Origin of the sequence: Colwellia sp. PAMC 20917, assembly GCF_001767295.1 — a bacterium.
Taxonomy (GTDB): domain Bacteria; phylum Pseudomonadota; class Gammaproteobacteria; order Enterobacterales; family Alteromonadaceae; genus Colwellia_A.
In genome coordinates, this window is sequence record NZ_CP014944.1 from 4,355,245 (window position 1) to 4,378,043 (window position 22,799).

General features: G+C 37.6%; 20 protein-coding genes and 1 pseudogene. 11 read left to right on the forward strand and 10 right to left on the reverse strand.

Translation table 11 applies throughout. The features are described from left to right. Nucleotides 1-32: 32 nt before the first annotated feature. The 11 genes and pseudogenes from A3Q34_RS18580 (at nucleotide 33) to A3Q34_RS18630 (ending at nucleotide 13,896) form a co-directional block, all read left to right on the forward strand. Nucleotides 33-3,091, forward strand: a pseudogene (locus A3Q34_RS18580) (efflux RND transporter permease subunit). Further along, on the forward strand, nucleotides 3,085-3,753 hold the full coding sequence (locus tag A3Q34_RS18585; RefSeq protein ID WP_070376695.1) for a response regulator transcription factor: 669 nt from the start codon (nucleotides 3,085-3,087) through the stop codon (nucleotides 3,751-3,753). Before A3Q34_RS18580 ends, A3Q34_RS18585 begins: the two are co-directional and overlap by 7 nt. Nucleotides 3,754-3,800: 47 nt before the next feature. Further along, nucleotides 3,801-5,132: a sensor histidine kinase gene (locus A3Q34_RS18590; protein WP_070376696.1), complete on the forward strand. Its 1,332-nt coding sequence runs from the start codon at nucleotides 3,801-3,803 to the stop codon at nucleotides 5,130-5,132. 412 nt (nucleotides 5,133-5,544) lie between these two features. Beyond that, on the forward strand, nucleotides 5,545-6,225 hold the full coding sequence (locus A3Q34_RS18595) for a TorF family putative porin (RefSeq protein WP_070376697.1): 681 nt from the start codon (nucleotides 5,545-5,547) through the stop codon (nucleotides 6,223-6,225). A gap of 9 nt (nucleotides 6,226-6,234) precedes the next feature. After that, nucleotides 6,235-6,969 (forward strand): substrate-binding periplasmic protein, encoded by a 735-nt coding sequence (locus A3Q34_RS18600; protein ID WP_070376698.1) that lies wholly within the window; start codon nucleotides 6,235-6,237, stop codon nucleotides 6,967-6,969. 153 nt (nucleotides 6,970-7,122) lie between these two features. Then, the gene (locus A3Q34_RS18605) at nucleotides 7,123-7,872 is read left to right on the forward strand and encodes a substrate-binding periplasmic protein (RefSeq protein WP_070376699.1); all 750 of its coding nucleotides are present in this window, start codon (nucleotides 7,123-7,125) and stop codon (nucleotides 7,870-7,872) included. Nucleotides 7,873-7,889: 17 nt separating this feature from the next. Beyond that, entirely contained in the window at nucleotides 7,890-9,383 is a 1,494-nt protein-coding gene (locus tag A3Q34_RS18610; protein ID WP_070376700.1) for a methyl-accepting chemotaxis protein, read from the forward strand. A gap of 401 nt (nucleotides 9,384-9,784) precedes the next feature. Then, on the forward strand, nucleotides 9,785-11,563 hold the full coding sequence (locus A3Q34_RS18615) for an ABCB family ABC transporter ATP-binding protein/permease (RefSeq protein WP_070376701.1): 1,779 nt from the start codon (nucleotides 9,785-9,787) through the stop codon (nucleotides 11,561-11,563). Beyond that, nucleotides 11,556-12,119, forward strand: a complete 564-nt coding sequence (locus A3Q34_RS18620; protein WP_070376702.1) for a DUF1415 domain-containing protein — start codon at nucleotides 11,556-11,558, stop codon at nucleotides 12,117-12,119. Before A3Q34_RS18615 ends, A3Q34_RS18620 begins: the two co-directional genes overlap by 8 nt. Before the next feature lie 83 nt (nucleotides 12,120-12,202). Then, complete coding sequence (locus A3Q34_RS18625; RefSeq protein WP_157471053.1) at nucleotides 12,203-12,991, forward strand: hypothetical protein; 789 nt, start codon at nucleotides 12,203-12,205, stop codon at nucleotides 12,989-12,991. Between the two features lie 56 nt (nucleotides 12,992-13,047). Further along, nucleotides 13,048-13,896 carry a glucosaminidase domain-containing protein gene (locus A3Q34_RS18630; protein ID WP_231907488.1) on the forward strand — a complete coding sequence of 283 codons (849 nt, stop codon included), beginning with the start codon at nucleotides 13,048-13,050 and terminating at the stop codon, nucleotides 13,894-13,896. Nucleotides 13,897-14,004: 108 nt separating this feature from the next. Here A3Q34_RS18630 and ttcA read toward each other — a convergent pair whose 3' ends face one another. The 10 genes from ttcA to ccoO all read right to left on the reverse strand — a co-directional run bounded on the left by ttcA (nucleotide 14,005) and on the right by ccoO (nucleotide 22,793). Further along, nucleotides 14,005-14,967, reverse strand: coding sequence for a tRNA 2-thiocytidine(32) synthetase TtcA (gene ttcA / locus A3Q34_RS18635; RefSeq protein WP_070376705.1), 963 nt, complete (start codon nucleotides 14,965-14,967; stop codon nucleotides 14,005-14,007). A gap of 110 nt (nucleotides 14,968-15,077) precedes the next feature. Beyond that, a complete protein-coding gene (gene uspE, locus A3Q34_RS18640; RefSeq protein WP_070376706.1) occupies nucleotides 15,078-16,004 on the reverse strand; it encodes a universal stress protein UspE in 927 nt (308 codons plus the stop codon). Between the two features lie 149 nt (nucleotides 16,005-16,153). Further along, entirely contained in the window at nucleotides 16,154-16,873 is a 720-nt protein-coding gene (fnr, locus tag A3Q34_RS18645) for a fumarate/nitrate reduction transcriptional regulator Fnr (protein WP_070376707.1), read from the reverse strand. Nucleotides 16,874-16,911: 38 nt separating this feature from the next. Beyond that, nucleotides 16,912-17,589, reverse strand: coding sequence for a sulfite exporter TauE/SafE family protein (locus A3Q34_RS18650; RefSeq protein ID WP_231907390.1), 678 nt, complete (start codon nucleotides 17,587-17,589; stop codon nucleotides 16,912-16,914). A 5-nt stretch (nucleotides 17,590-17,594) separates the two neighbouring features. Continuing rightward, on the reverse strand, nucleotides 17,595-17,807 hold the full coding sequence (gene ccoS, locus A3Q34_RS18655; RefSeq protein ID WP_070376708.1) for a cbb3-type cytochrome oxidase assembly protein CcoS: 213 nt from the start codon (nucleotides 17,805-17,807) through the stop codon (nucleotides 17,595-17,597). A gap of 29 nt (nucleotides 17,808-17,836) precedes the next feature. Then, on the reverse strand, nucleotides 17,837-20,245 hold the full coding sequence (locus A3Q34_RS18660) for a heavy metal translocating P-type ATPase (RefSeq protein WP_070376709.1): 2,409 nt from the start codon (nucleotides 20,243-20,245) through the stop codon (nucleotides 17,837-17,839). A gap of 90 nt (nucleotides 20,246-20,335) precedes the next feature. Then, the gene (locus A3Q34_RS18665; protein WP_070376710.1) at nucleotides 20,336-20,830 is read right to left on the reverse strand and encodes a FixH family protein; all 495 of its coding nucleotides are present in this window, start codon (nucleotides 20,828-20,830) and stop codon (nucleotides 20,336-20,338) included. A 163-nt stretch (nucleotides 20,831-20,993) separates the two neighbouring features. Next, on the reverse strand, nucleotides 20,994-21,956 hold the full coding sequence (gene ccoP, locus A3Q34_RS18670) for a cytochrome-c oxidase, cbb3-type subunit III (RefSeq protein ID WP_070376711.1): 963 nt from the start codon (nucleotides 21,954-21,956) through the stop codon (nucleotides 20,994-20,996). Then, nucleotides 21,949-22,143, reverse strand: a complete 195-nt coding sequence (locus A3Q34_RS18675; protein ID WP_070377255.1) for a cbb3-type cytochrome oxidase subunit 3 — start codon at nucleotides 22,141-22,143, stop codon at nucleotides 21,949-21,951. Before A3Q34_RS18675 ends, ccoP begins: the two co-directional genes overlap by 8 nt. Nucleotides 22,144-22,148: 5 nt before the next feature. After that, on the reverse strand, nucleotides 22,149-22,793 hold the full coding sequence (ccoO, locus tag A3Q34_RS18680; RefSeq protein ID WP_070376712.1) for a cytochrome-c oxidase, cbb3-type subunit II: 645 nt from the start codon (nucleotides 22,791-22,793) through the stop codon (nucleotides 22,149-22,151). Between the last annotated feature and the right edge of the window lie 6 nt (nucleotides 22,794-22,799).

The following is a 22,799-nucleotide window of genomic DNA, read 5'->3' on the forward strand; positions in this document are numbered from 1 at the left end:
GTTTCCGTATAACTTGAAATTTAGAGACTTTTATGAATTTAACTAAAATTGCTTTTACCTACCGAAAGTCCATTTTAATGGTACTTGCCTTATTATTGATCAACGGTGTTTTTGCTTATTTAACCTTACCAGCACAAGAAAACCCAACAATAACTATACGTAAAGCCATTGTTACCACTTCATACCCAGGCATGGCCCCGAACGTGTTGAACAATTAATCACGCGTGCCATTGAAAAAGAAATTAGAAAAATTCCTGAAGTTGAAAAACTTACATCGACCTCTATGACGGGACAATCGGTCATTCATGTTGAAATTTACGATCGCTATTTTAATTTAGATAATATTTGGCAAGACTTACGTAATAAAGTTAAACAAGCGCAATTGAATTTGCCAGAAGGGACTAGTCCTCCTTTTGTTAATGACTCATTTGGTGACGTATCTGTTGTCACTTTAGCCTTAACCGCTGACGGTTTTGACTTAGGTGAAATGTATGATATTTCTAAACATATTCGTGACAATTTATACAGTGTTGCCGGTACTAAAAAGGTTGATATTATCGGCGTTCAAGCTGAGCGAATATACCTTGAAGTAAAAACAGCTAAACTCGCTCAATTGGGTATTTCACCGCGTAGCATTATTAGTGAACTACAAAATCAAAATATTATTAGTCCAGGTGGACAAATCGATACGGGTTTACGTTCCATCGTGGTTGAGCCAACGGGTAATTTTTCTTCACTGGAAGAAATAGGTAATACTCATATTAGGATCACCGGGACTGACGATACCATCGCGCTAAAAGATATTGTTAGCCTGCGCCGAGGCTTTATTGATCCGCCAGATAAACCTGCCTACTTTAATGGCGAGCCCGCTATTATGTTTGGCGTTTCCATGCTGCAAAAATATAACTTATTGGAATATGCGCCAAGAGTTAAAAATATGGTCACCAACATTGAAAATACTTTACCGATTGGTTACAAAATCAATATTGCAACTTATCAAGCGGATCAAGTACAGAAATCTATTGAAGGGGTCTCAATCAATGTAATACAAACACTGGTGATTGTATTATTGGTTGTTATTTACTTTTTAGGTTTACGTACCGGTTTAATTGTTGGCTCAATTGTACCTTTTGTGATGCTAACCACATTAGCTATTATGAAGTTCTCTGGTATGACGTTAGAGAAAATGAGCTTAGCAACACTTATCATTGCCTTGGGTTTATTGGTTGATAATGGCATTGTTATCGCTGAAGACTTTAAACGAAGAATTGAACAAGGTATAGACCGCTTTGATGCCATGTGCCAGGGCGGTAAAGAACTTGCCATGCCATTACTCAGTTCATCGGTAACCACGATTTTATTTTTCTTACCCTTAATGCTTGCCGAGCATGTGGCGGGTGAATTCACCCGCTCAGTTTCCCTGGTTATACTGATAACGTTGATGACCAGTTGGGTTTTAGCTTTATGTGTTACTCCAACGCTTTGTTATTTCTTTATCAAAGCTGAAAATAAGGGGGCGGCAACAACAGATAAACCCACTGAAAATTCAACGAAATTCTATCAAATATATGAAAAATTTCTTCATTGGGTTTTAGCACATAAAGCCATTTTTATGACCTTGATGGTCGTCACCTTAATCGTATCTTTAAGTGGCTTTGGCTTACTAAAAAAACAATTCTTTCCTGACTCTGACCGAACTCAGGTGATGATGTACATTGACCTACCTAATGGGACTTCGGCAAGAGAAACTAATCGTCAAATGCAAGAGGTGTTTACTTGGTTAGATGATAAGACGAGTTTTCCTGAGATCAGTAACTATTCGGGGTATTCTGGTTTTAACGGACCGCGTTTTGTATTAACACTTAATCCAGAAGATCCCGCTAATAATAAAGGGTTTGTCGTCATTAATGTTAAAGATGAGACAAAAATTAATACTTTTGTTAATAAATTACATAACGGTATTATTGAAAACTTCCCCAATGTGTCTGGACGCGTTAAGCGGATGTTTGCGGGCCCTTCAGATTCAAGCACAATAAGTATTCAAGTAAAAGGTCCTGATAAAGACATTTTATATGAAAAAGCTAAAGAAATTATGAGCGTTTTACAAGCGGTCCCTCATACTAAAAATGTGCGTACCGATTGGGAAAATCGTATTGTTAAGATGCAAGTTAAAATTGATCAACATCGTGCCCGTCGAGCCGGTGTTACCTCTTCTGACGTAGCTACCGCCTTACAAGGCTACTTTAGCGGCGCTAATGTTACTGAATATCGTGATGGCGATGATATTATTCCCGTGGTGTTTCGCGCAGAAGAAGAAGAGCGTTTTAATCTAGATAGGCTGCGTACCGTTTCAATATTTTCTAATCAAACTGGATCATCAGTGCCCTTATTTCAAGTGGCAGACTTTATTCCAGTTAATCAGTATGCAAAAATTCAACGTGAGAACATGTTTACGACTATCACGATTGAAGCCAGTAATACCCAAATGACAGCGGAAGATCTAAAGGGGGTTATTGACGGCGATATTCAAGCATTAAAAAAAGATTTACCCGTTAACCATTTAATTGAATACGACGGTGTTATTGTCCAGTCTAAAGAAGCGCAACAAGCTCTTGGGGCTAGTATGCCGATGGTTATTGGTTTGGTGCTAATTTTATTGGTTATGCAATTTAATTCATTCCGCCGAGCGTCAATTATTGTGCTGACTATTCCCTTATCACTGATAGGGACGGTTGTTGGTTTATTAGTCATGAATGCGCCTTTTGGATTTATGGTCACCTTAGGTATTTATAGTTTGGCAGGTATTATTATTAATAATGCGATTGTCTTAATTGACCGAATTGAAATTGAACGAGCCACAGGGCAAAGTGACTATCAAGCCATTGTTAATTCGTGTTTAACACGTTTACGCCCAATAACGATGACAACCGTTACCACTATTATGGGGTTATTACCGTTATTGATAGACCCAATGTCAATGTTTTATGGTATGGCAACCGTATTAGCATTCGGCTTAGGCGTTGGCACAATTTTAACCTTAGCGGTTGTACCTGTTTTATATGCCAGTTTCTTTAAGATCAGTCGATGCTAGTTCATGTACTGTTAGTTGAAGATGATCTTGATTTAGCGACAACAATTATTGATTATCTTGAATTAGAGGGCATAACCTGCGATCACGCCGCTAATGGTATTGCTGGCTTAGCATTGCTCAGTAATCACCACTTTGATGTGATGATCCTTGACGTGAATATGCCGCGCATGGACGGTTTAACCGTCTGCAAAAAAATGCGCGAGCAAGGAAATAGTACGGCGATTTTGATGTTGACCGCTCGAGATACCTTAGATGATAAACTGGCTGGCTTTGCGGCAGGATCAGATGATTACTTGGTTAAACCCTTTGAAATGAGAGAACTTATTGCCCGTATTCAGGTGTTAGCAAATCGCCGCAGTGGTCAAACGAACCGATTATCACTGTTCGGCCTTGACGCTGATTTTGGCGCTAAAACATTAAAACGGCAACAACATACGTTGCAATTGTCACCAACAGGTTGGAAAATCCTAGAAGTACTGATGCGAAAATCGCCTGAGGTTGTTTCAAAAAAACAACTGTTGCAAGCTGTTTGGGGAAATGAACAACCAGACAGTGATAGTTTGAAAGTCCATTTATTTAAATTGAGACAACAAGTCGATACCATCAATGAAAGTAAGCTTATTCATACGGTGGCGGGACAAGGTTTTGTTTTTCGTGCATGATGAGATTAATGAACATTATAATAGCTATTTTATAGTTAATAATTGATATGAGTAAAACTAAGAAAAAACCACAAACCCTGCGTCGTTACGTTTTAAAAGTACAAAGCATGATTGCCTTAATTATCGTGCTTAGTTACACCTTAGTGATTAACTTTTATTTTATTCATGGGCTTGATGAAGCTAACTTTCAGGATCTTCATTTAGAAAGTAACGATTTTGCACGTCAATATCAAAAAAATATCGACCACCCACTGCCTAATAACATTCACTTTCAAGGTTTCTTAGATTGGAAAAGTCTTCCCATCGAAATACGAGAGCACTTTACTGCCTTTGAAAATGTTAAGAAAATGGCGATGGATAACATTCGACTATTCAGTAAAGACACTTTTATTTCATGGCCAGAGCAAGCTATTTTTGTTATTGCACAGCCATTATTTGATGGTAAAATTTTTTATTTAGTTCGAAAAATAAATATTAAACAATATGATGCCTTAAGCCAAATGGGTATCAGTAAAATGTTCCAGCTAACGTGGCCAATCGCATTAATTTTTTTATTAGTAATGCATTTCTCTGTCCAGTTATTGCTCAAACGAACGTTAAGACCCTTTTACCGTATTGGTGATTGGGTTGAAAGTTTAACCCTTGAAAATGTTGAGCAAGACACACCAAACTTTGAATTCTATGAGTTAACGGCGATTGCAGTTCAACAGCAAAAAGCGCTTTTAAGGCTCAGTGCTATGCTTGATAAAGAACAAGATTTTTTACGCCATGCAAGTCATGAGTTACGAACCCCGATAGCGGTTGTTAAAAGTAACAGTGAATTATTAACCCGTATATTCTCTAGCGAAAATAATAAAGACAAAGGTGAACAGTCTTTAGCCCGTATCACGAGGGCAGCACTCAATATGCAACACACCACAGAAACACTATTATGGCTCAGCCAGGAACACTCTATAGAGCAAAGTAATCAACAAACATTAGCATTAGTCGAAATAGACTTAAATTTGATGATTAACAACTTGGTTGAAGATAATGCGTACTTATTACAAAGTAAAAAAGTTGCAATAACACTTAAATTGACACCTACACATATTAAGGTACTTGAAACACCTTGTCGCTTGATCCTCAACAATTTAATTCGCAATGCATTTCAATATACAGCAGAAGGCGAAGTTATTATTCAATGTAGCCAAGGCCTGGTTATCGTTGAAAATATTAATATAAGTGAAGGTGACTTTGATCACAGCGGTGCTGATTACGGTTATGGTTTAGGTTTAAGGTTAGTTGATAAAATCGTCAATAAAATGCATTGGTCATATCAAAATAATGATGCAAGTGGTGGCCGTAAAGCGACTGTTGATTTTCGACCCCCTACTTAACTTAACTTAACTAACGTCATCTTTATCGGGATGGGTTAATATCTTGGCGTTGTAGGTAAATGCCCTCTAGGGGCAGTCACACAAACTTATCACACCCTATTTATCAAGGAGTTGACGGCTAGACAATAACATTGATATCGACTAGCTATTATCAATGTAAACTAACATAAAGTAGCATTAATACAGTAATTACCTAATACCAATACGACTTAAATAACTCATTAGCTTGCTTTTATTGCTCTACAACCGCCTTCCATCGGTCACCTGCTAACATTTATTGCCGTAATCACCGTACAAGTTCTTCACCATCAATGAGTTGAGTTAGCTCATCGACTAATTAATATCAGTAAAATATTGTTATTAAGCGATCAGTGACTATAATTTTATAGATATCTTTTATAGGATTTACTTAATGAAAAAACATTTAATATTGGTAACAACTTTACTTACCATGTCTTCATCTGCGTTCGCTGACTGGTCATCAACCGTTACAGTAGCAAGCGATTATCTTTTTAATGGTGTTAGCCAAACAGATGAGGGCCCAGCACTTCAAGGAAGTCTTGATTGGTCTGGAGCGGGTGGTTGGTATGCGGGGGGTTGGGCGTCAAATGTTGATTTTGGTGATGATACGAATATAGAAGCAGATGTTTATCTCGGTTATTACACGGCGGTAAATGATACCGTTAATCTTGATGTTGGCGTTGCTCAATATACTTATAACGGCGCAAGCTATAGCTCTGACGGTAACTATGCTGAGATATATACTAAATGGAATTTCGGCGCTACCGATTTAAACTTTTGGTATGCTTGGGATTACTTTGGAACAGGGGCAGGTCATTACATTGTTATGTTAAATCATACCTTTACCATTAATGATAAGTTAACTTTATTAGTGGGTATTGATAGGTCGAGTAGTTTAGATGATAACAAATGGCAATGGGAGCCTGGTAGTGACAGTTATAACCACTGGCAAGTCACCAGTAACTTTAGTACCCATGGTTTTGATTTTTCATTAGGGCTGCAAGGCACTGATTTAGATACTTATGGCGATACCACACTATTGCTTACCGTTGCTCGTACATTTCAGTTTTAGGAGATAGCCATGTTTAATAAAGTCATAAAATTTATATTAATTTTGTCTTTTAGCACACCCGCATTTAGCGACACCGTCCATCTAACCTCGTTAACTTGGCCGCCATATTCAGGAAAGGCTTTAAATGAACAAGGTGCTTCAGTTGCTGTAGCTAAAGCTGCGTTTAAGGCGATGGGACATGAGTTGAAGGTTGATTTTTTCCCTTGGAGCCGTGCTGTAAAACTTGCATCGCAACCAGACTCAAAATATGCAGGTTACTTTCCTGAGTATTACTATGAGTCAAATGCGTTTTCATTTTCTAATCCGATGGGGAAGGGGCCTTTAGGATTAATTGAAAACAAGAAAAAACCCATAGTATGGTCTGCGGTTAAAGATTTAACGCAATATAAAATTGGCGTAGTGCAAGATTATGTTAATACGGCTGAAGTTGATGCATTAATTGCTAGTGGCGAAATAAAAGCGCAAACCGCTACTTCTGATGAAACCAATATTCGTAAAGTTGCGGGTGGTCGAATCGATGCTGCTGTTATTGATACCAATGTTTTTAGCTACTTACTAGCAAATAGCAAAGATTTAGAAAAGGCGCAAGAACAAGTGCAAATGAATGTTAAGTTATTGACAGAAAAAGAATTGTTTGTAGCCTTTAAAAAGAGTACCGAAGGTAAAAAATGGTTAGCTATCTATAATGAAGGCTTAAAGAAGATTGATATTACGGCGGTGATGAAAAAATATTTGAATGAATAGGACCTTATGTCAATTATACATAAAGAATAGTTTTTTAGGCTAACACAATAGATTGTTGTATTTACGCACTTTGTTATCAATGAAGATGATGACCCTTGATTAAAAGCAGATGTGCGTAATTCACTCAACTATACACTGAACAAGGTTAATACAATGAAACTAATTATTGGTTTACTTACTATCATCATTTCACTGCCAGCATCTGCAGCGACAGTTACTATTCGTGCGGACAATTGGTTTCCGATGAATGGCGATCCAAGTGGAGACAAGCAAGGCTATATGATTGATATGGCTACCGCAATTTTTACAGCAGCAGGACATACTGTTGATTATAAAGTAATGCCATGGGAAAGGGCGGTAAACTCGGTTCGTGAAGGTAAGTTTGACTGCGTTGTGGGAGCGTATCCTGAAGATGCACCCGATTTTATTTTTCCTTCTGTTAACTGGGGAATGGATGGTACGGGATATTATGTTAATAATGCATCAACTTGGACGTTTACCGGTTTTGATTCGCTATTAACTCAGAAAGTAGGTGTTATTAGTGGTTATGCTTATGGCGAAGAGTTTGATGCGTTAATAAAAAGTCGACCCGATGTTTTTAAAGATGTTTCAGGAACCGATGCTTTGGAGAAAAACTTTAAAAAACTCGTTAATAACCGAATTGATGTTGTCGTTGAATCGGTTTCAGTCGCGAATGCAAAATTAAAAGAACTTGGTTTTAATAAAGCACTAAAAAGCGCAGGGACTAACACTGAGAAAGCCCCGATTTACATTGCTTGTTCACCTGCAAAACCGAGCAGTAAAATGTACATTGAATTAATCGATAAAGGTACAGAAGCACTTAGAACATCTGGACAGTTAAAAGATATTCTAGATAAATATGGTCTACAAGACTGGCAGTAAAAAGGTATAAAAATAATATGAACGTTACTAAATCTATATCATTTAAACTTATTTTTTCAGCATTGATTATTGTCACCACACTCGTCATTTCTTTTGGTGTGTATGATTATATGGCACAAAGTAATCTACTGAAAAATAAGCAAATAAATCAACTTTCTTTGGTAGAATCTCGATTAAAACTTAATTTGCCTTCTGCTGTTTGGAATTATGAAGAAGATCAAATGAAGGGTATTTTAAACTCTGAACAACAATCAGAAGATATCGCTTTAATAGAAATAACCAATGAAGATAAAAAAACAATATCTCAATCAAAAGGAAAGAAAACTAACGAAACAATCACTTTTAAGTTACAACATATTGAAGACGGTCAAAGTACCAGTGTGGGTAATGTTACTTTGTTTATCGATAGTTCTTCAATAGATATCGAATTGTCATCTTTGGCTTCTCGCATCATTGTTAAAGGGGTCTTACTTGACGTATTTTTAATTTCAGCGATCTACTTTTTATTCGCTAAACTAGTGACGCAGCCTTTAAGTGAAGTTGCCAATGCTTTAGAGAATATTGCGCGTGGAGAAGGCGATCTAACGCAGCGATTACGCGTTAAACGTGAAGATGAAATAGGCCTTGTTGCAGAGTCATTTAACGTCTTTGTAGATAAAATTCAATTGCTTGTTCAATCTATTCAATTGTCGGTAAAGCAGACTTCAGAGGTGTCACAAAATGTATATCAAGCATCTGAGGCCAGTCGTGGGCATTTAGAAAATCAACAGTCTGAAACGGATCAGGTGGCTACCGCCATTACTGAAATGTCAGCGTCAGCAAAAGAAATTGCTAATAATGTTCAGTTAACTGCAGGCTCAGCAGAGCAAGCGAATCAAGATGCACGAGCAGTATCCGCTATTATTAAAGAGTCTATTGAGTCAATAAATGGCTTATCTGATCACCTTAATGAAGCCACTAAGGTCGTTGGTGCACTTGAGGATGATGTTAAAGGTATTGTTTCAGTCTTAGATGTTATTCGCGGAATTGCCGAACAAACAAACTTATTGGCGTTAAACGCTGCCATTGAAGCGGCTCGTGCTGGAGAGCAAGGGCGTGGTTTTGCTGTGGTTGCAGATGAAGTTAGGGCTTTGGCCAGTCGAACTCAAGAAAGCACTGCACAAATTCAGCAGACCATTGAACGTTTACAATCGGGTGCTAAATCAGCGGTTCATGTTATGGAAGATAGCCAGGTTAAAAGTAAGGCATCGGTTGAAAATGCACTCAGTTCAGGTGAGTCTATTAGTAGCATTTTAAGCTCTACAGAACAAATTACTGAAATGGCGACGCAAATAGCCTCTGCGGTTGAAGAGCAAAGTACTGTCGCAGAAGAGTTAAGCAGCAACGTTAATAGAATTGTTAGCGCAGGTCATAGCAGTTTAGAACAATTAAATGCGATGACAAAAAATTCTCAACTTATGCAAAGTTCTTCAGATGAGCTTGATAAATTAACGCAACAATTTAAAGCTTAACGGTAGGAATTAAATTTTTAGGTAACGTAAATTTACCGGTATGTGATGCTATTACGGATAGATTTTAATCATCTACTGCAAGGGGAGATATTTTAATAACTATGGTGTTCTCCTTCGCTCTTAGAGACGCTTAAATGCTGATTATAATTTGCTAACAACAAATTATAATCAGTTTTTTTATCTGTTTATTTCAAATACGCTTGATGATTAAAGTGGCTTTATGGAGAAGATGTGCAGAGACGTGCTTAATAGACTCAGTTTAAAGCTGCTATAGTGTGGCAGCGCTTTTTCAATTAAGTGAAAAACAGAGCATGTGTTCACTATGGGCTGATTTTCTTGATTGCTTTAAGTGATTAAAGCCGTTAAAGTTTGCCTAATTCCTACCAGAGTAATATCCCTTAATGCGCAGATCTTCCTACTCGTCACCTGAAAATGCCACCATTAATTGGCGAGTGCTAAAGTCACTTATTCCTTACTTACTCGAATTTAAAGTCCGCATTGGTTTTGCCTTGTTGTGCTTAGTTTTGACTAAAATAGCCAGTGTATATCTGCCTTTTATATTAAAAGATATCGTTGACGGACTTGATGCACAACAAGAAAACAATATTTTCATTGTGCCTTTTGCTTTAGTTGCCGCTTATGGTTTAGTGCGTTTAACTATTGTGCTATTGGCAGAAATACGCGACACCTTATTTGGCCGTGTTACCGAACGAGCGATCCGCCGCATTGGTTTGAAAGTTTTCGAGCACCTGCATCAACTTGACTTAGACTTTCATTTGGACCGCCAGACAGGTGGACTCTCGCGTGACATTGACCGTGGTACGTCTGGGGTTAACTTCTTAATGCGGTTTATGGTTTTTAATATTGTGCCAACCTTACTCGAAATAATTATGGTTATTACCATATTATGGGTGAATTATGGCATTTGGTTTGCGCTGATCACCGGCGTCTCTATTGCCAGCTATATCGCTTACTCGATTTACGCAACAGAATGGCGCACGCGCTACATTAGAGCCGCAAATAAAGCTGACTCATCAAGTAATACTCGTGCAATAGACAGTCTGTTAAATTATGAAACGGTTAAGTATTTTACTAATGAATCATATGAATCAACAGCTTACGACAGTCAATTAGCTGATTGGGAAAAAGCAAAAATGCAAAACCGTTTGTCACTGTTTGCTTTAAATGGTGGTCAGGCCATTATCGTGTCGTTAGCGATGACGGCAATGTTAGCGTTAGCGGCTTATCAAGTGACTCATCAACAAATGACCTTAGGAGACTTTGTCCTGGTTAATGCTTTTATGATGCAATTATTTATCCCTTTAAACTTTTTAGGATTTGTTTATCGAGAAATAAAAGGTTCTTTAGCAAATATTGAGCAAATGTTTACCTTGTTGCAAAAAGTACCTAAGGTTGTTGATGCACAAGATGCCAAAGAATTAGCGATAAGCCATGGTGCTATTAAATTTGATAACGTTAGCTTCTTTTATGATGAGCAAAGACCCATTTTAAAAAATGTTTCATTCGACGTTAAAGCGGGTCAAAAAGTCGCTGTTGTTGGCGAGAGTGGCTCAGGAAAATCGACCTTAGTGAAACTACTTTTTCGTTTTTATGACTGCCAACAAGGCTGTATTAAAATTGACGGAGAAGCAGTTACTGATATTACGCAACATTCCTTGAGAAAGAATATTGGCATCGTGCCACAAGATACGGTGTTATTTAATGAAAGTTTATTTGAAAATGTTAAATATGGCAATGTAAACGCGAGTAATGCACAAGTTGAAGAAGCTGCAAGATTATCGCATTTAAGTCACTTTATTACCTCGTTACCAAAAGGTTTTGATACCGTCGTTGGCGAGCGTGGTTTAAAGCTTTCTGGCGGCGAAAAGCAACGGGTTGCCATCGCCCGAACCATTTTGAAAAATCCTGCTATTTTGGTCTTTGATGAAGCAACGTCGTCACTTGATAGTCACTCAGAGCAAGCTATTTTAAAAGCAATCAAAGAGGTGGCTAAAGATCACACTAGCTTAGTGATAGCTCATCGATTATCAACTATTATTGATGCCGATAATATTATTGTCCTGCACAAAGGGGAAATAATCGAGCAGGGCGATCATCAAACGCTACTCACTAAAAAGGGTCATTACGCAACGATGTGGCAACTGCAACAAAATGCCTGATAAACAAATGTATGCCGTTGAAATTTCACAAACTAAGCAGTGGCTAGAAGAAATAATTATTGGTTTGAATTTTTGCCCTTTTGCAAAAAAAGAGTTTGTTAATAACACGATACATTATCAAGTTTGCCCAGCAAAAAAGGTCGAACCGGCTTTAGCAGAATTAGCCATAGAATTTGAAAGACTCGTCGCTGACCCCAGCATAGAAACGACTTTATTGATTTTTACTGAAGGCTTTAAAGGTTTTGAAAGCTACCTTGATTTACTCGATGAGGCTAATGAATTGTTGTTCACCTTAGGTTATGAAGGTGTCTTTCAACTGGCCAGTTTTCATCCTGATTATTATTTTGAAGGTGAGCCATTCAACGCAGCCTCTAATTATACCAACCGTTCGCCATTACCTACGCTTCATTTAATACGAGAAGCGAGTATGGAAAAGGTACTATCTGTGTATAAAAATCCACAGCAAATACCTGATAATAATATTGCCTTAGCCCAAGAGAAAGGTGCTCATTACTTTCAAAATATATTAAAACGTATTGCTAAATTACACCGATAATTTAGGTGAAAATTTATGCTATTTTCCAATAGCAAATCAACTTGCTATAATGTTGAAAAATTTAGACAAAGGTAGTCATTTTCGTGGATGAAAAAAAAGTAGTACAAATCGGTGGTAGCATAGAAAAGTCTTTGCAGGGTGAATATACTATTGACGTTTCTTCGGTATTAAAAGAGGCGTGGCAATTAACACTTCGCTCGCGAATCGCTATTAATTTAGGATTACTTTTTACGCTTATTTTAGGGATTGTTGTTTCATTTTTGATCAGTAATACCATGGGTGGTATTGAACAAGTAATTAAAGACCCACAATCAACAACATTATTAAATATTGTTGTCACTATGGTCATCTATCCTTTTTTAGTTGGTGTCGAGATGATGGGCGTTTTTCATGCCGTTGGCTTAAAAACCAATAGTAAATTAATTTTTGCTTTCTTAAAACGAGGTAGTTGGGTTGCTGTTTGTGCGCTGTTAACGTCAGTATTAATAACTTTAGGTATGAGTTTATTTGTTTTTCCAGGTATTTATTTAGCGGTCGCTTTGTCGTTAGTACTGCCGCTTGTTGTAGACAAAAAGTTATCACCGATAAAAGCTATCACCTTGAGTTTACAAGTTACACGTTTTCAGTGGTTTAAGTTACTCGCTATTTACAGCTTACTCTTTTTAACTTTATTTTTATCTTTAATCCCCTTAGCCATTCTTGCTAAAACACAATTTTCAGTTATTGGTGTTATGCTTTTCTTAGTCGCATTAACATTTATAGCGCCGCTGTTTTATAATGTTAAAGGTATTTTATACCGAGAAATTTTTGGCATGCAGTTACAAGCCAGTGATGCACCCGCTCAGCAAACGAGTGATACATTTTCAGCGTAAAGCTCTGTGCAAACCTTATTGTTAACAAAAAGGCTATTATGATTATTCAATATTTGATGAGAACTGTGTTAATAAGTGTATTTTTTCTCGCGCTTATTGCGCCCTTCACTTTTTTAGCGCCAACATTTGTTCTTCCCACGCCGGAAGTAAAAAACGTTGTTATCGCTCCTGTGGTCAAGGCAAAAGTAAAAGTGGTTGAGCAACCGCTTCATAACGTTAAGATCCCGAACTTTGCTTCTATAAGCGATGTTAAAACAAAAAAACGTCAGTTTTTCCGTTATATTTATCCAGCAATAGCGCAAGAGAATAGCAATATTCTTATGTTAAGGGCAGAAGTCTCCTTGATGATAGAAACACTTTTCCTCGAGGAAAATCTTTTAACAGATCAACAAGCTTTACTTGAGCGATTAATTAAGAAATATAAAGTTAATCAAAAACACTCACCGCTACAGCAGCTTAATGAACTATTGTTGCGTATTGATATTGTACCTGCTGAATTAGTATTAGTGCAGGCAGCCAATGAATCAGCTTGGGGCACTTCTCGTTTTGCTCGAGTGGGTTTGAACTTTTTTGGTATGTGGTGCTATAAAAAAGGTTGTGGCATGGTGCCAAGAGGAAGAGATGACGGTGCTAAACATGAAGTAGCAGCATTTAATAGTTTAGAGCATGCGGTACAGCGTTATTTACACAATATTAATACCAATCATGCTTATGGTGTTTTTCGTTCAATTAGAGGGCAATTGCGCGCTCAAGAACAACCACTATCGCCACAAATATTAGCAACAGGATTGCTGCGTTATTCTATTAGAGGCACTGATTATGTCTTAGAAATAACAGAAATGATCCGCCATAATAAAGTGTATTTTGATAAAATATTGTCAAAGCCAAAGCCTAAGGTTATTTAGGCGCGGCTTATTCTATTACGCATTAGATAATGATGACGAGCGATAACATTAATACCTTTTGACTGGTGTTGTTATCGCTTAGATACTTGCTGTTAATTCAGGTAGATATTACTTTATTTCTATAATATTCAAACTGTTACTTAGTGACGTTTTGGCTATTGAATTCTCTTCAACATTGACGTTGTTTGTTAATTGAGCGGCAATAATAGGTTCATCATCAAAAGCGATATCGCCACCATTGATAATGCCTGAGTCAGCGTTAATCCCTTTAAAATCAAAAAGTTCACTGTCACACAAATGTGATGGAACCACATTGCGAATAGCAGTAAACATAGATTCAATTCGTCCAGGATGATTAACATTCCAGTCCTGTAGCATTTTCTTAATGTTTTGGCGTTGTAAATTAGGTTGAGAGCCACATAAATTACATGGAATAATTGGGAACGCTTTTAGTTGTGCATATTGGATGAGTTCTGCTTCTTTACAAAAAGCTAACGGTCGAATAACGACATGCTCACCATTATCAGAGACCAATTTTGCTGGCATCGATTTTAATTTACCGCCATAAAACATATTTAGCATCAGTGTTTCAACCATATCATCACGATGATGGCCTAGTGCAATTTTAGTTGCGCCTATTTCTGCAGCGACCTTATACAAAATAGCTCTGCGTAAACGAGAGCATAAACTGCAGGTGGTTTTCCCCTCAGGTATTTTATCTTTAACAATGGAGTAGGTATCTTCTTGCGCAATTTTATATTCAACACCTAAAGCTTCTAAGTATTGGGGAAGGATATGCTCAGGAAAACCGGGTTGTTTTTGATCAAGATTAACGGCAACAATATCAAAATGAATGGGCGCTGATTCTTTTAACAACATTAAAATAGCCAGTAGGGCGTAACTGTCTTTTCCACCCGATAAGCACACCATTATTTTATCGCCATCTTCTATCATATTATATTGCGCGATAGCTTGGCCAACATGTCGTCTTAAGCGCTTCTCAAGTTTACTCAGCTGTATTTTTTGGCTGGGTGTTAAAGATGTTATTGGTGTCGCTGATTGAGCGCTCATAGTGTTCCCTAGAGATATTTAAAATAAAAAATATGAATTTTACGGCGCGTAGTATAGCAAAAAGCCAAGAAAATCCTCGGCTTTTTAATGGATATTTACATATTTGAATATTAAGCTAGTGGAGAGAGGTAACCATCAGGTTTTATCGCTAAAACATCACAGTTAAGGCGGTCAATGACATGCTCTGCCGTATTACCAATAAGTGCCGCTGAAATCCCTGTTCGACCAATAGTGCCTAACACGACTAATTCAGCATCAATGTGCTTAGAAATACTTTGAATAACATCTTCAGGTAAACCTTCTTTAACATGGGTGTTTTTGAGCGGAATATTAAAGCTATTAGCATGGTCTTTCATCGCACTTTTGTGATGATTAAACATAGTGTCGTTATATTCAGAGGCGTTAAACTCTGGAATTTCAATGGCAATATTTACTGGCGTACCCGGATAAGAATTCACTAAATGGACATTGGCTTTAATCAGAGAAGAAAACACTATTGATTCTTGGGTTAACTTATTATTAAGCGCTTTGTGCTCATCATCATCGCTACCGATATTGAGTGCGGTAAGTAAATTACCATTGCTTGGCCAGCTATGGTCTTTCACCAGTAATACTGGGCAGGGACATTTCCTTAAGATATGCCAATCTGTTGGCGTAAAAATAACCGACTTTAGCTTGTCATGTTGATGGGTGCCTTTGATGACAATATCGAAGTTTTCAGTCAGTACTTTTTTGATGATCTTTTCAAATGGACGATTATGCCAAATAATACAGGTATCTATGGTTATGTCTTCGTGATCAGTTTCTGCAATCTTTTCGTCTAACCATAGTTTACGATCATTAATAACCGATTGACGCATTGCTTCTCGCTCTTCGCCAGAAAGCATGGTGGTCATTTCATAAGATAAATCATAAATAGTTAAAAATGCAGTGATCTGTCCGCCACTATGTCGTGCTAATTCAATCGCACGTTTCAATGCTTTTTGATTTTCAGTGGTTGGATCAATAACGGCTAATATTTTTTTATACTTATCCATAATATTTACTCCCTAGTTATTAAATAATATTAATAATAGACCATAATTAATAGATATTATTTGCTTTAAATCATAATATTTCAATAAAAAAAATGCTTAACATCTTTAATGTTAAGCATTTATCTATAATTATTTAAAAAAGCGATAAACTACAGCGAAGCACACTCGTTAAGTTTAACCATATCAAGTATTGTGATGAGCTTTCCATCTACTGTGATTAATTCATTTTTTTGGAAACGATTTAACAATCTACTGATGGTTTCAACCGTTAAACCAATATAATTACCAATATCACTGCGCGTCATCGTTAGGCGGAAATCTGTCAGTGACATACCGCGTGCATGATAGCGACTCGCTAAGGTTGAAATAAAAGTCGCTAAGCGTTGTTCAGCATTTTTGCGGTTAAGTAACGTTAACATTTCTTGATCGGCGCGGATCTCAGAACTCATCATGCGAAGAATTTGTTTTTTTAGCTTAGGCATCGTATTCGATAATGAATCTAAAGTATTGTAAGGTATCTCACAGACCATAGATGTTTCTAAGGCTTTTGCAAAACTAGGGTGCTCTGACTCAGCAATCGCATCAAAACCTAATAAATCACCCGCTAAATGAAAACCGGTAATTTGTTCTTCACCTTGTTCATTCACCGTAAATGTTTTGAATGTTCCAGAGCGAATAGCGTATAAAGCTTGCATTTTATCGCCATCTTGGAAAATTTGTTCGCCTTTATGAATAGGGCGTTTACGGTCAATAATGCTGTCTAGTGTATCAAGTTCTTTATCATTTAAAGAGAAAGGTAAACACAGCTCGCTGATACTACAATTTTGACAATGGATATGCTGAGATGTAGAACATGGCTTTTTATACATATTAACCTAAATGAGTTATCCCTAATTTTTAGATCATATTAAAACAATTGCTGATATGCAAACATTAAACTGTATATTCCATATGAAATTATCATTAGCGCCATTATTTTCTTGAATTTCATGTTTGTTAACAACGACTTTATACCAAAAGAGCCAAGTGAAAGACTTAACAAGGCTGGTAAAGTACCTAAACCAAAACTGGTCATGATTAGAGCGCCACTAAGGGCACTTCCACTGGCTAAGGACCAAGTTAATGTTGAGTAGACTAAACCACAGGGTAACCATCCCCAAATTGCTCCTAATGCTAGCGCTTGTTTAGCATTATTAATGGGAATAAACTTTTTACTTAACGGAGATAGATAGCGCCAAAGGAACTTACCTATTTTTTCAACTTTTGATAACCACATTAACCATTGGCCTAAATACAAGCCTAATAAAATTAAAAATACCGCTGCAAATAACCGAAAAAACCCTAATGGAACGCCAATGTTTTTGATGGCAATAGAACTACTAAATCCAACGATTGCTCCAATTAAGCTATAAGAAAAAATTCGGCCAACATTATATGCACCGACCAGCTTAAGTTTATCGCTGCCTTGTTGTTGCGGCGATATAGCAGATGTTAACATCGTTGTTATGCCACCACACATACCGATACAATGCCCCGAACCTAACAAGCCGATGATGAATGCCGATAAATAATCAATACTCAACATGGTTATTATTTACTACCCGTATCATTTTTAGCTGTATTTTCGCTATGGGTTTCAGTGGTCTTTTTTGTGGCAATATTTTCATCTTCATCAAACAAGATACTCATCCCTTGTTTCTCTAAATCATCAAACTGCTCAGTCTTTACTGCCCAGAAAAACAAATAAATAGCGATAGAGGTTAGTATTATCGCTATGGGGATCAAAATATAAATAATGCTCATGGTCTTTATGCTCTAGTAGAAGTTTTCGTTTACTTTTTCAATAAACGTAATGAGTTAGTGATAACCAATATCGAACTCGCAGACATACCTATAACCGCCATATAGGGGGTAATGTAGCCTGAGACAGCAAGCGGCAATACGATAGCATTATAACCGAATGCCCAAAAATAATTTTGCCAAATAATGCGACGAGTTTTATTGGCGACCTGTCTTAATGTTGTTATCGACTTTAAACGATTATTGAGTAAGATAACATCGGCACCGCTTTTAGCTATATCTGTGCCACTACCCATAGCAATCGAGACATGAGCTGCGCCAAATACAGGGGTATCATTGACACCATCGCCGACCATAGCTACGGTTGATTTTTTAGGCTGATTTTTTATTATCGCCATCTTATTAGCCGCAGTCAAAGTACTATGTATCTCGTCTAAATGTAACAATGCCTGAACTTTTTCACAGCCAGCAGGGTTATCACCCGATAGCATAATGGTATAAATATTACTTTTCTTTAAGTCATCTAACAGCGCTTGGGCATCATTGCGAATTTCATCGCTTAAGTAAAAAGCAGCGACTAATTGGTTGTCTGCTATTAATAGGCAAGAAGCCGTGGCAAATTCTGCCAACATAGTTGATTCGCTCAGCAACCAATTAGGTTTACCAATTTGAAAGTATTGACCGTTCACTTTCCCCTGAATACCAGCACCTGATTTAATTTCAACGGCTTGAGTATGGTAGGAGTAATCACGAAATGTTTTAAACGGTTTGGCTAAAGGATGCTCAGAATAAGACTCAAGCGCTGCTGCTATAGCTAAAACCTGTTGCTCGCTATAATTAAGCTTTTCATTATTAAAGCGCTTTATTTCATTAATAGAAAAATCACCAGAAGTTAAGGTACCTGTTTTATCAAAGGCAATAGTGGTTAATTTCGGTAAAGTTTCCATAACATGTGCAGATTTTATCATGATGCCTTCGCGGTTTAAGCGTGTGGTCGCACAGGTTAAGGCTGTGGGGGTTGCCAGTGACAAGGCGCAAGGGCAGGTAGCAACGAGTACCGATAAGGTGATCCAAAAAGCTTCTTCAGGTAAATGTTGTTGCCAATAAAATGCAGTACCTATGGCGGTTAGCAAAATAACCGCAACAAAATATTGAGCGATTTTATCGGATAATTTTGCTAATTTTGGTTTATGCGCCTGAGATGATTCACTTAATCTGATCAGTTGGCTTAAAAAAGAATGTTCACTGGCTTGTTTAACTTCAACGTTGATATTACCGTCACCGTTTATAGTGCCTGCAAAGACAGTATCGCCTATTGATTTATTTAAGGGTAACTGCTCACCCGACAACATCGCTTCGTTTAGTTGGCTGCTGCCTGTAATTATTGTGCCATCAGCGGGAACCACTTCGCCTGGTTTTATGAGTACAATATCGAGAGGACGAAGTTTTTTTGCTGGCAGTATGACTTCTTTTTCTGTTCCTTTATCATCAATGAGTTTTGTCGCTATCATCGGCATTAACTTAAGCAAGTTAGCCGAAACTTCCGCGGCGCGACTTCTTGCTCTAAATTCTAAAAATTTACCAATAAGGAGTAAAAAAGTGAACATTGATACTGATTCAAAATAGACTTCACCTTGCTGAGTGACTGTTGCCCAAGCACTAGCTGAAAATGCCAGTGAAATCGCTATAGCAACAGGAACATCCATCGATAAACGCTTCACTTTTAAAGCATTAATAGCTCCCTTGTAGAAGGGTAATGCGCCATAGGTGACAATAGGTAAGGTCAAGAATAAGCTTGCATAGCGTAAATAGATTAAGTTGTACTCATCCATGCCTGAAAAGGCGCCAAAGTATAAGCCAAAAGCGATCATCATGACTTGCATCATTAAAATACCAGAGATACCTAGGCGTTTAATATAATTATTACTTTGGGTTTTGTTAAGTTGCTCGGCGGTACTCGCTTTAAACGGGAGGGCTTGGTAACCAATATTGCTGATATGATTAATAAGCTCACTGAGTTGTACTTCACTATTATTCCATCGAACAGTTGCACGTTGTGTCGTGGCATTTACGTTAATTTTAATTAAGCCGTTTATCTTGATAAGTTGCATTTCGATAAGCCAAGCACATGCCGCACAGCTTATACCGTCAATCGTTAAAATTGCCTCGTTATAATCATCATTCTTATAAGTAAATTCACTTTGTAGGCTGTCATCATCAAGTAACTTGTTACGTTGCAACTGTTCAGGAATCAGTGGCTCACCTTTTTGTGCGGGAGCTGTTCTAAAACGATAATATTCACCTAAACCGTTATCAATAATCGCTTGAGCAACACTTTGACATCCAATACAGCACATCGGCTGCATGGTTTTCTCAATTTTTATTGATAAATCTAACCCATTAGGAACAATTTCACTGCAGTGATAACAAAGTGTTTTCATATGTTGAGGCCAAGCAAAGTAGTGGTTTTTTATAGAGGTGTTGCTTAGGTGAAGTTAATTAACACCTAAGCTAATAGAGACTATTGGCGCTTAGTTAGCTTCTCTAACATTAGGAATAATATCGATAAATTCACTTTGAGGTAAGAAAATAGTATTTTGAATTTTCCAGTGATTCTCAAAAGGCGTTATGGTTAAACGCCATTTTCCCTTTACTGGTTCATCAAAGACATGCCTAAAATAGCCATTACCGTCAGACGTGAGTGCTAAATAGAAATCTCTTTCAGCAAGGGTCGGGTGATAGAAATTAAGATTTAACACTGGGAATACTTTATCAATACCGGTAGGTTTGATAATTAATTCGTTATCTTGCAGTTTTAATGCAAAGCGCATCCCTAACTTTTGGGCAAGCTTTACTTTAGAGACTTCAAGGTTAATTGCTTTACCTTTTTTATAGTAATCACCAACAACTAATGGATCGGGATTATGGTTAGCAATAAAGTAAGTCGAAATACCAGCAACAACCGCGGTAGCGGGGAGAATAAAAACGAACCAAGCCCAAGGCTCTTTATACCAAGATGTTTTCATATTAAAAATTCAGTCGATGAAAGTACGCATATTATACGACTTTTTTTTATTGGGAACTATTAAAAAACCAACAATTTACTCACTATTCTTGGCTTGGAAGATATAAAAAAGCCTTGCGGTAATAATACCGCAAGGCTTTTATATTGAGACTAATTAAACGCAGTTATTTTTGCGATAAACTATACACATATGCACTAACAAGATGTATTTTTTGTTCACCTAAAATATCTTTCCATGCAGGCATTACACCAGCTCGACCATTTTTAATAGATGACTCAACGGCACGTGGCGAGCCGCCATACAACCAGATGTTGTCAGTTAAGTTAGGGGCTCCTAGAGCAATACCCATAGCTAAACTACCTTTACCGTCAGCACCATGACAACTTGCGCACAGAGCGAACTTTTCTTTACCGGCAGCAGCACTGGCAACGTCAACTTCACGACCACTTAAACTCAGTACATAGGCGGCAACATCTTTAACGCCTTGATCACCTAATGCTGAGCCCCAAGCGATCATACCGTTAGCATTACGACCATATAGAAGTGTATGCTTAATCGATTGTGGGTCTCCGCCGTATAACCAGTCTTTATCGGTTAGGTTAGGGAAGCCGGTAGTACCACTTGCATTTGAACCATGACACTGAGAACAATTTTGTAAATATAGGCGTTGACCTACTTTTAACGCTTCTTCATCAGTGGCTAAGTCTTCAATGGTGCGTGCAGCATAGGCATCAAAAATTGGACCATATTTTAAATCTGCAGCTTCAATTTCACGGTCATACTGTACTAAAAAACCATTTTCTTTTGCGGCGATTATCTGCGCTTTAGATTCAGCAAGATTCAAAATTCCTTGGTTAGAACTTTTCCAACCAATAAATCCAGTCCAATTACCTAAACCATAGAGTGCTAAATAACCAAAAGCCCAGATAATAGTTAACAAGAAGAATGTACTCCACCATTGTGGCAGTGGATTATTCAATTCTTCGATGCCATCGAAAGTGTGTCCCATTGACTCACCCTCGGGAACACCTGCAAAGTTCTTTAAACAATAGCGAAGTAGTATAAAACAACCGACTAAAGTTCCTAGGGTTAAAACCCAAACCCATATATTCCAGAAGCTAGACATTTTTATTAGTCTCCTGTTTGCCATTCACGTCATTAAGCTCAGTCTTTTCTTTATCTTCTTCGAAGATAGAGTTTGCAGCTTCATCAAAAGCACTTTTACGCTTTTTAGAATAAGACCAAACCACAATAATAATAAATAGTGCCAATATTAATAAAGCTATTAACCCTCTGAGGGTGCCATAATCTATCATCATTATTTCAACGCATGACCGAGAGATTGCAAATAAGCAATAAGAGCTTCCATTTCCGTTTTATCTTTAACCGCGTCTTTAGCACCGGCTAAATCTGCAGCTGAATATAACGGGATACGATTACCTTGTTCATCTTTATGGCTGCGATTGCGCGTTAAGAAATTAAAAGTAGCTAATTTCTTCTCGGTTAATTCGCCATCCAACTTGTTTTCAGCTAACCAGCTAAACGAAGGCATGTTCGACTCTGGAACCACTGAACGAGGGTCAAGTAAATGCGCACGATGCCAATCGTCACTATAACGACCACCAACACGAGCTAAGTCAGGACCTGTGCGTTTAGAACCCCACAAGAATGGATGTTCCCATACGCCTTCACCAGCAACTGAATAGTGCCCGTATCGCTCGGTTTCAGCGCGAAAAGGACGTATCATTTGGCTATGACATACATTACAACCCTCACGGATATAAATATCACGACCTTCCATTTCTAAAGCGGTATAAGGTCTGAGGTTGTCAACAGGTGTTGTCGTTGCTTTTTGAAAAAACAACGGTGTTATTTCAACTAAGCCGCCAATACTTATCGCGAGAATAGTAAAAATAGCAAACAAACCAACATTTGTTTCAAATTTTTCATGTTTATTTTTCATCGTCAG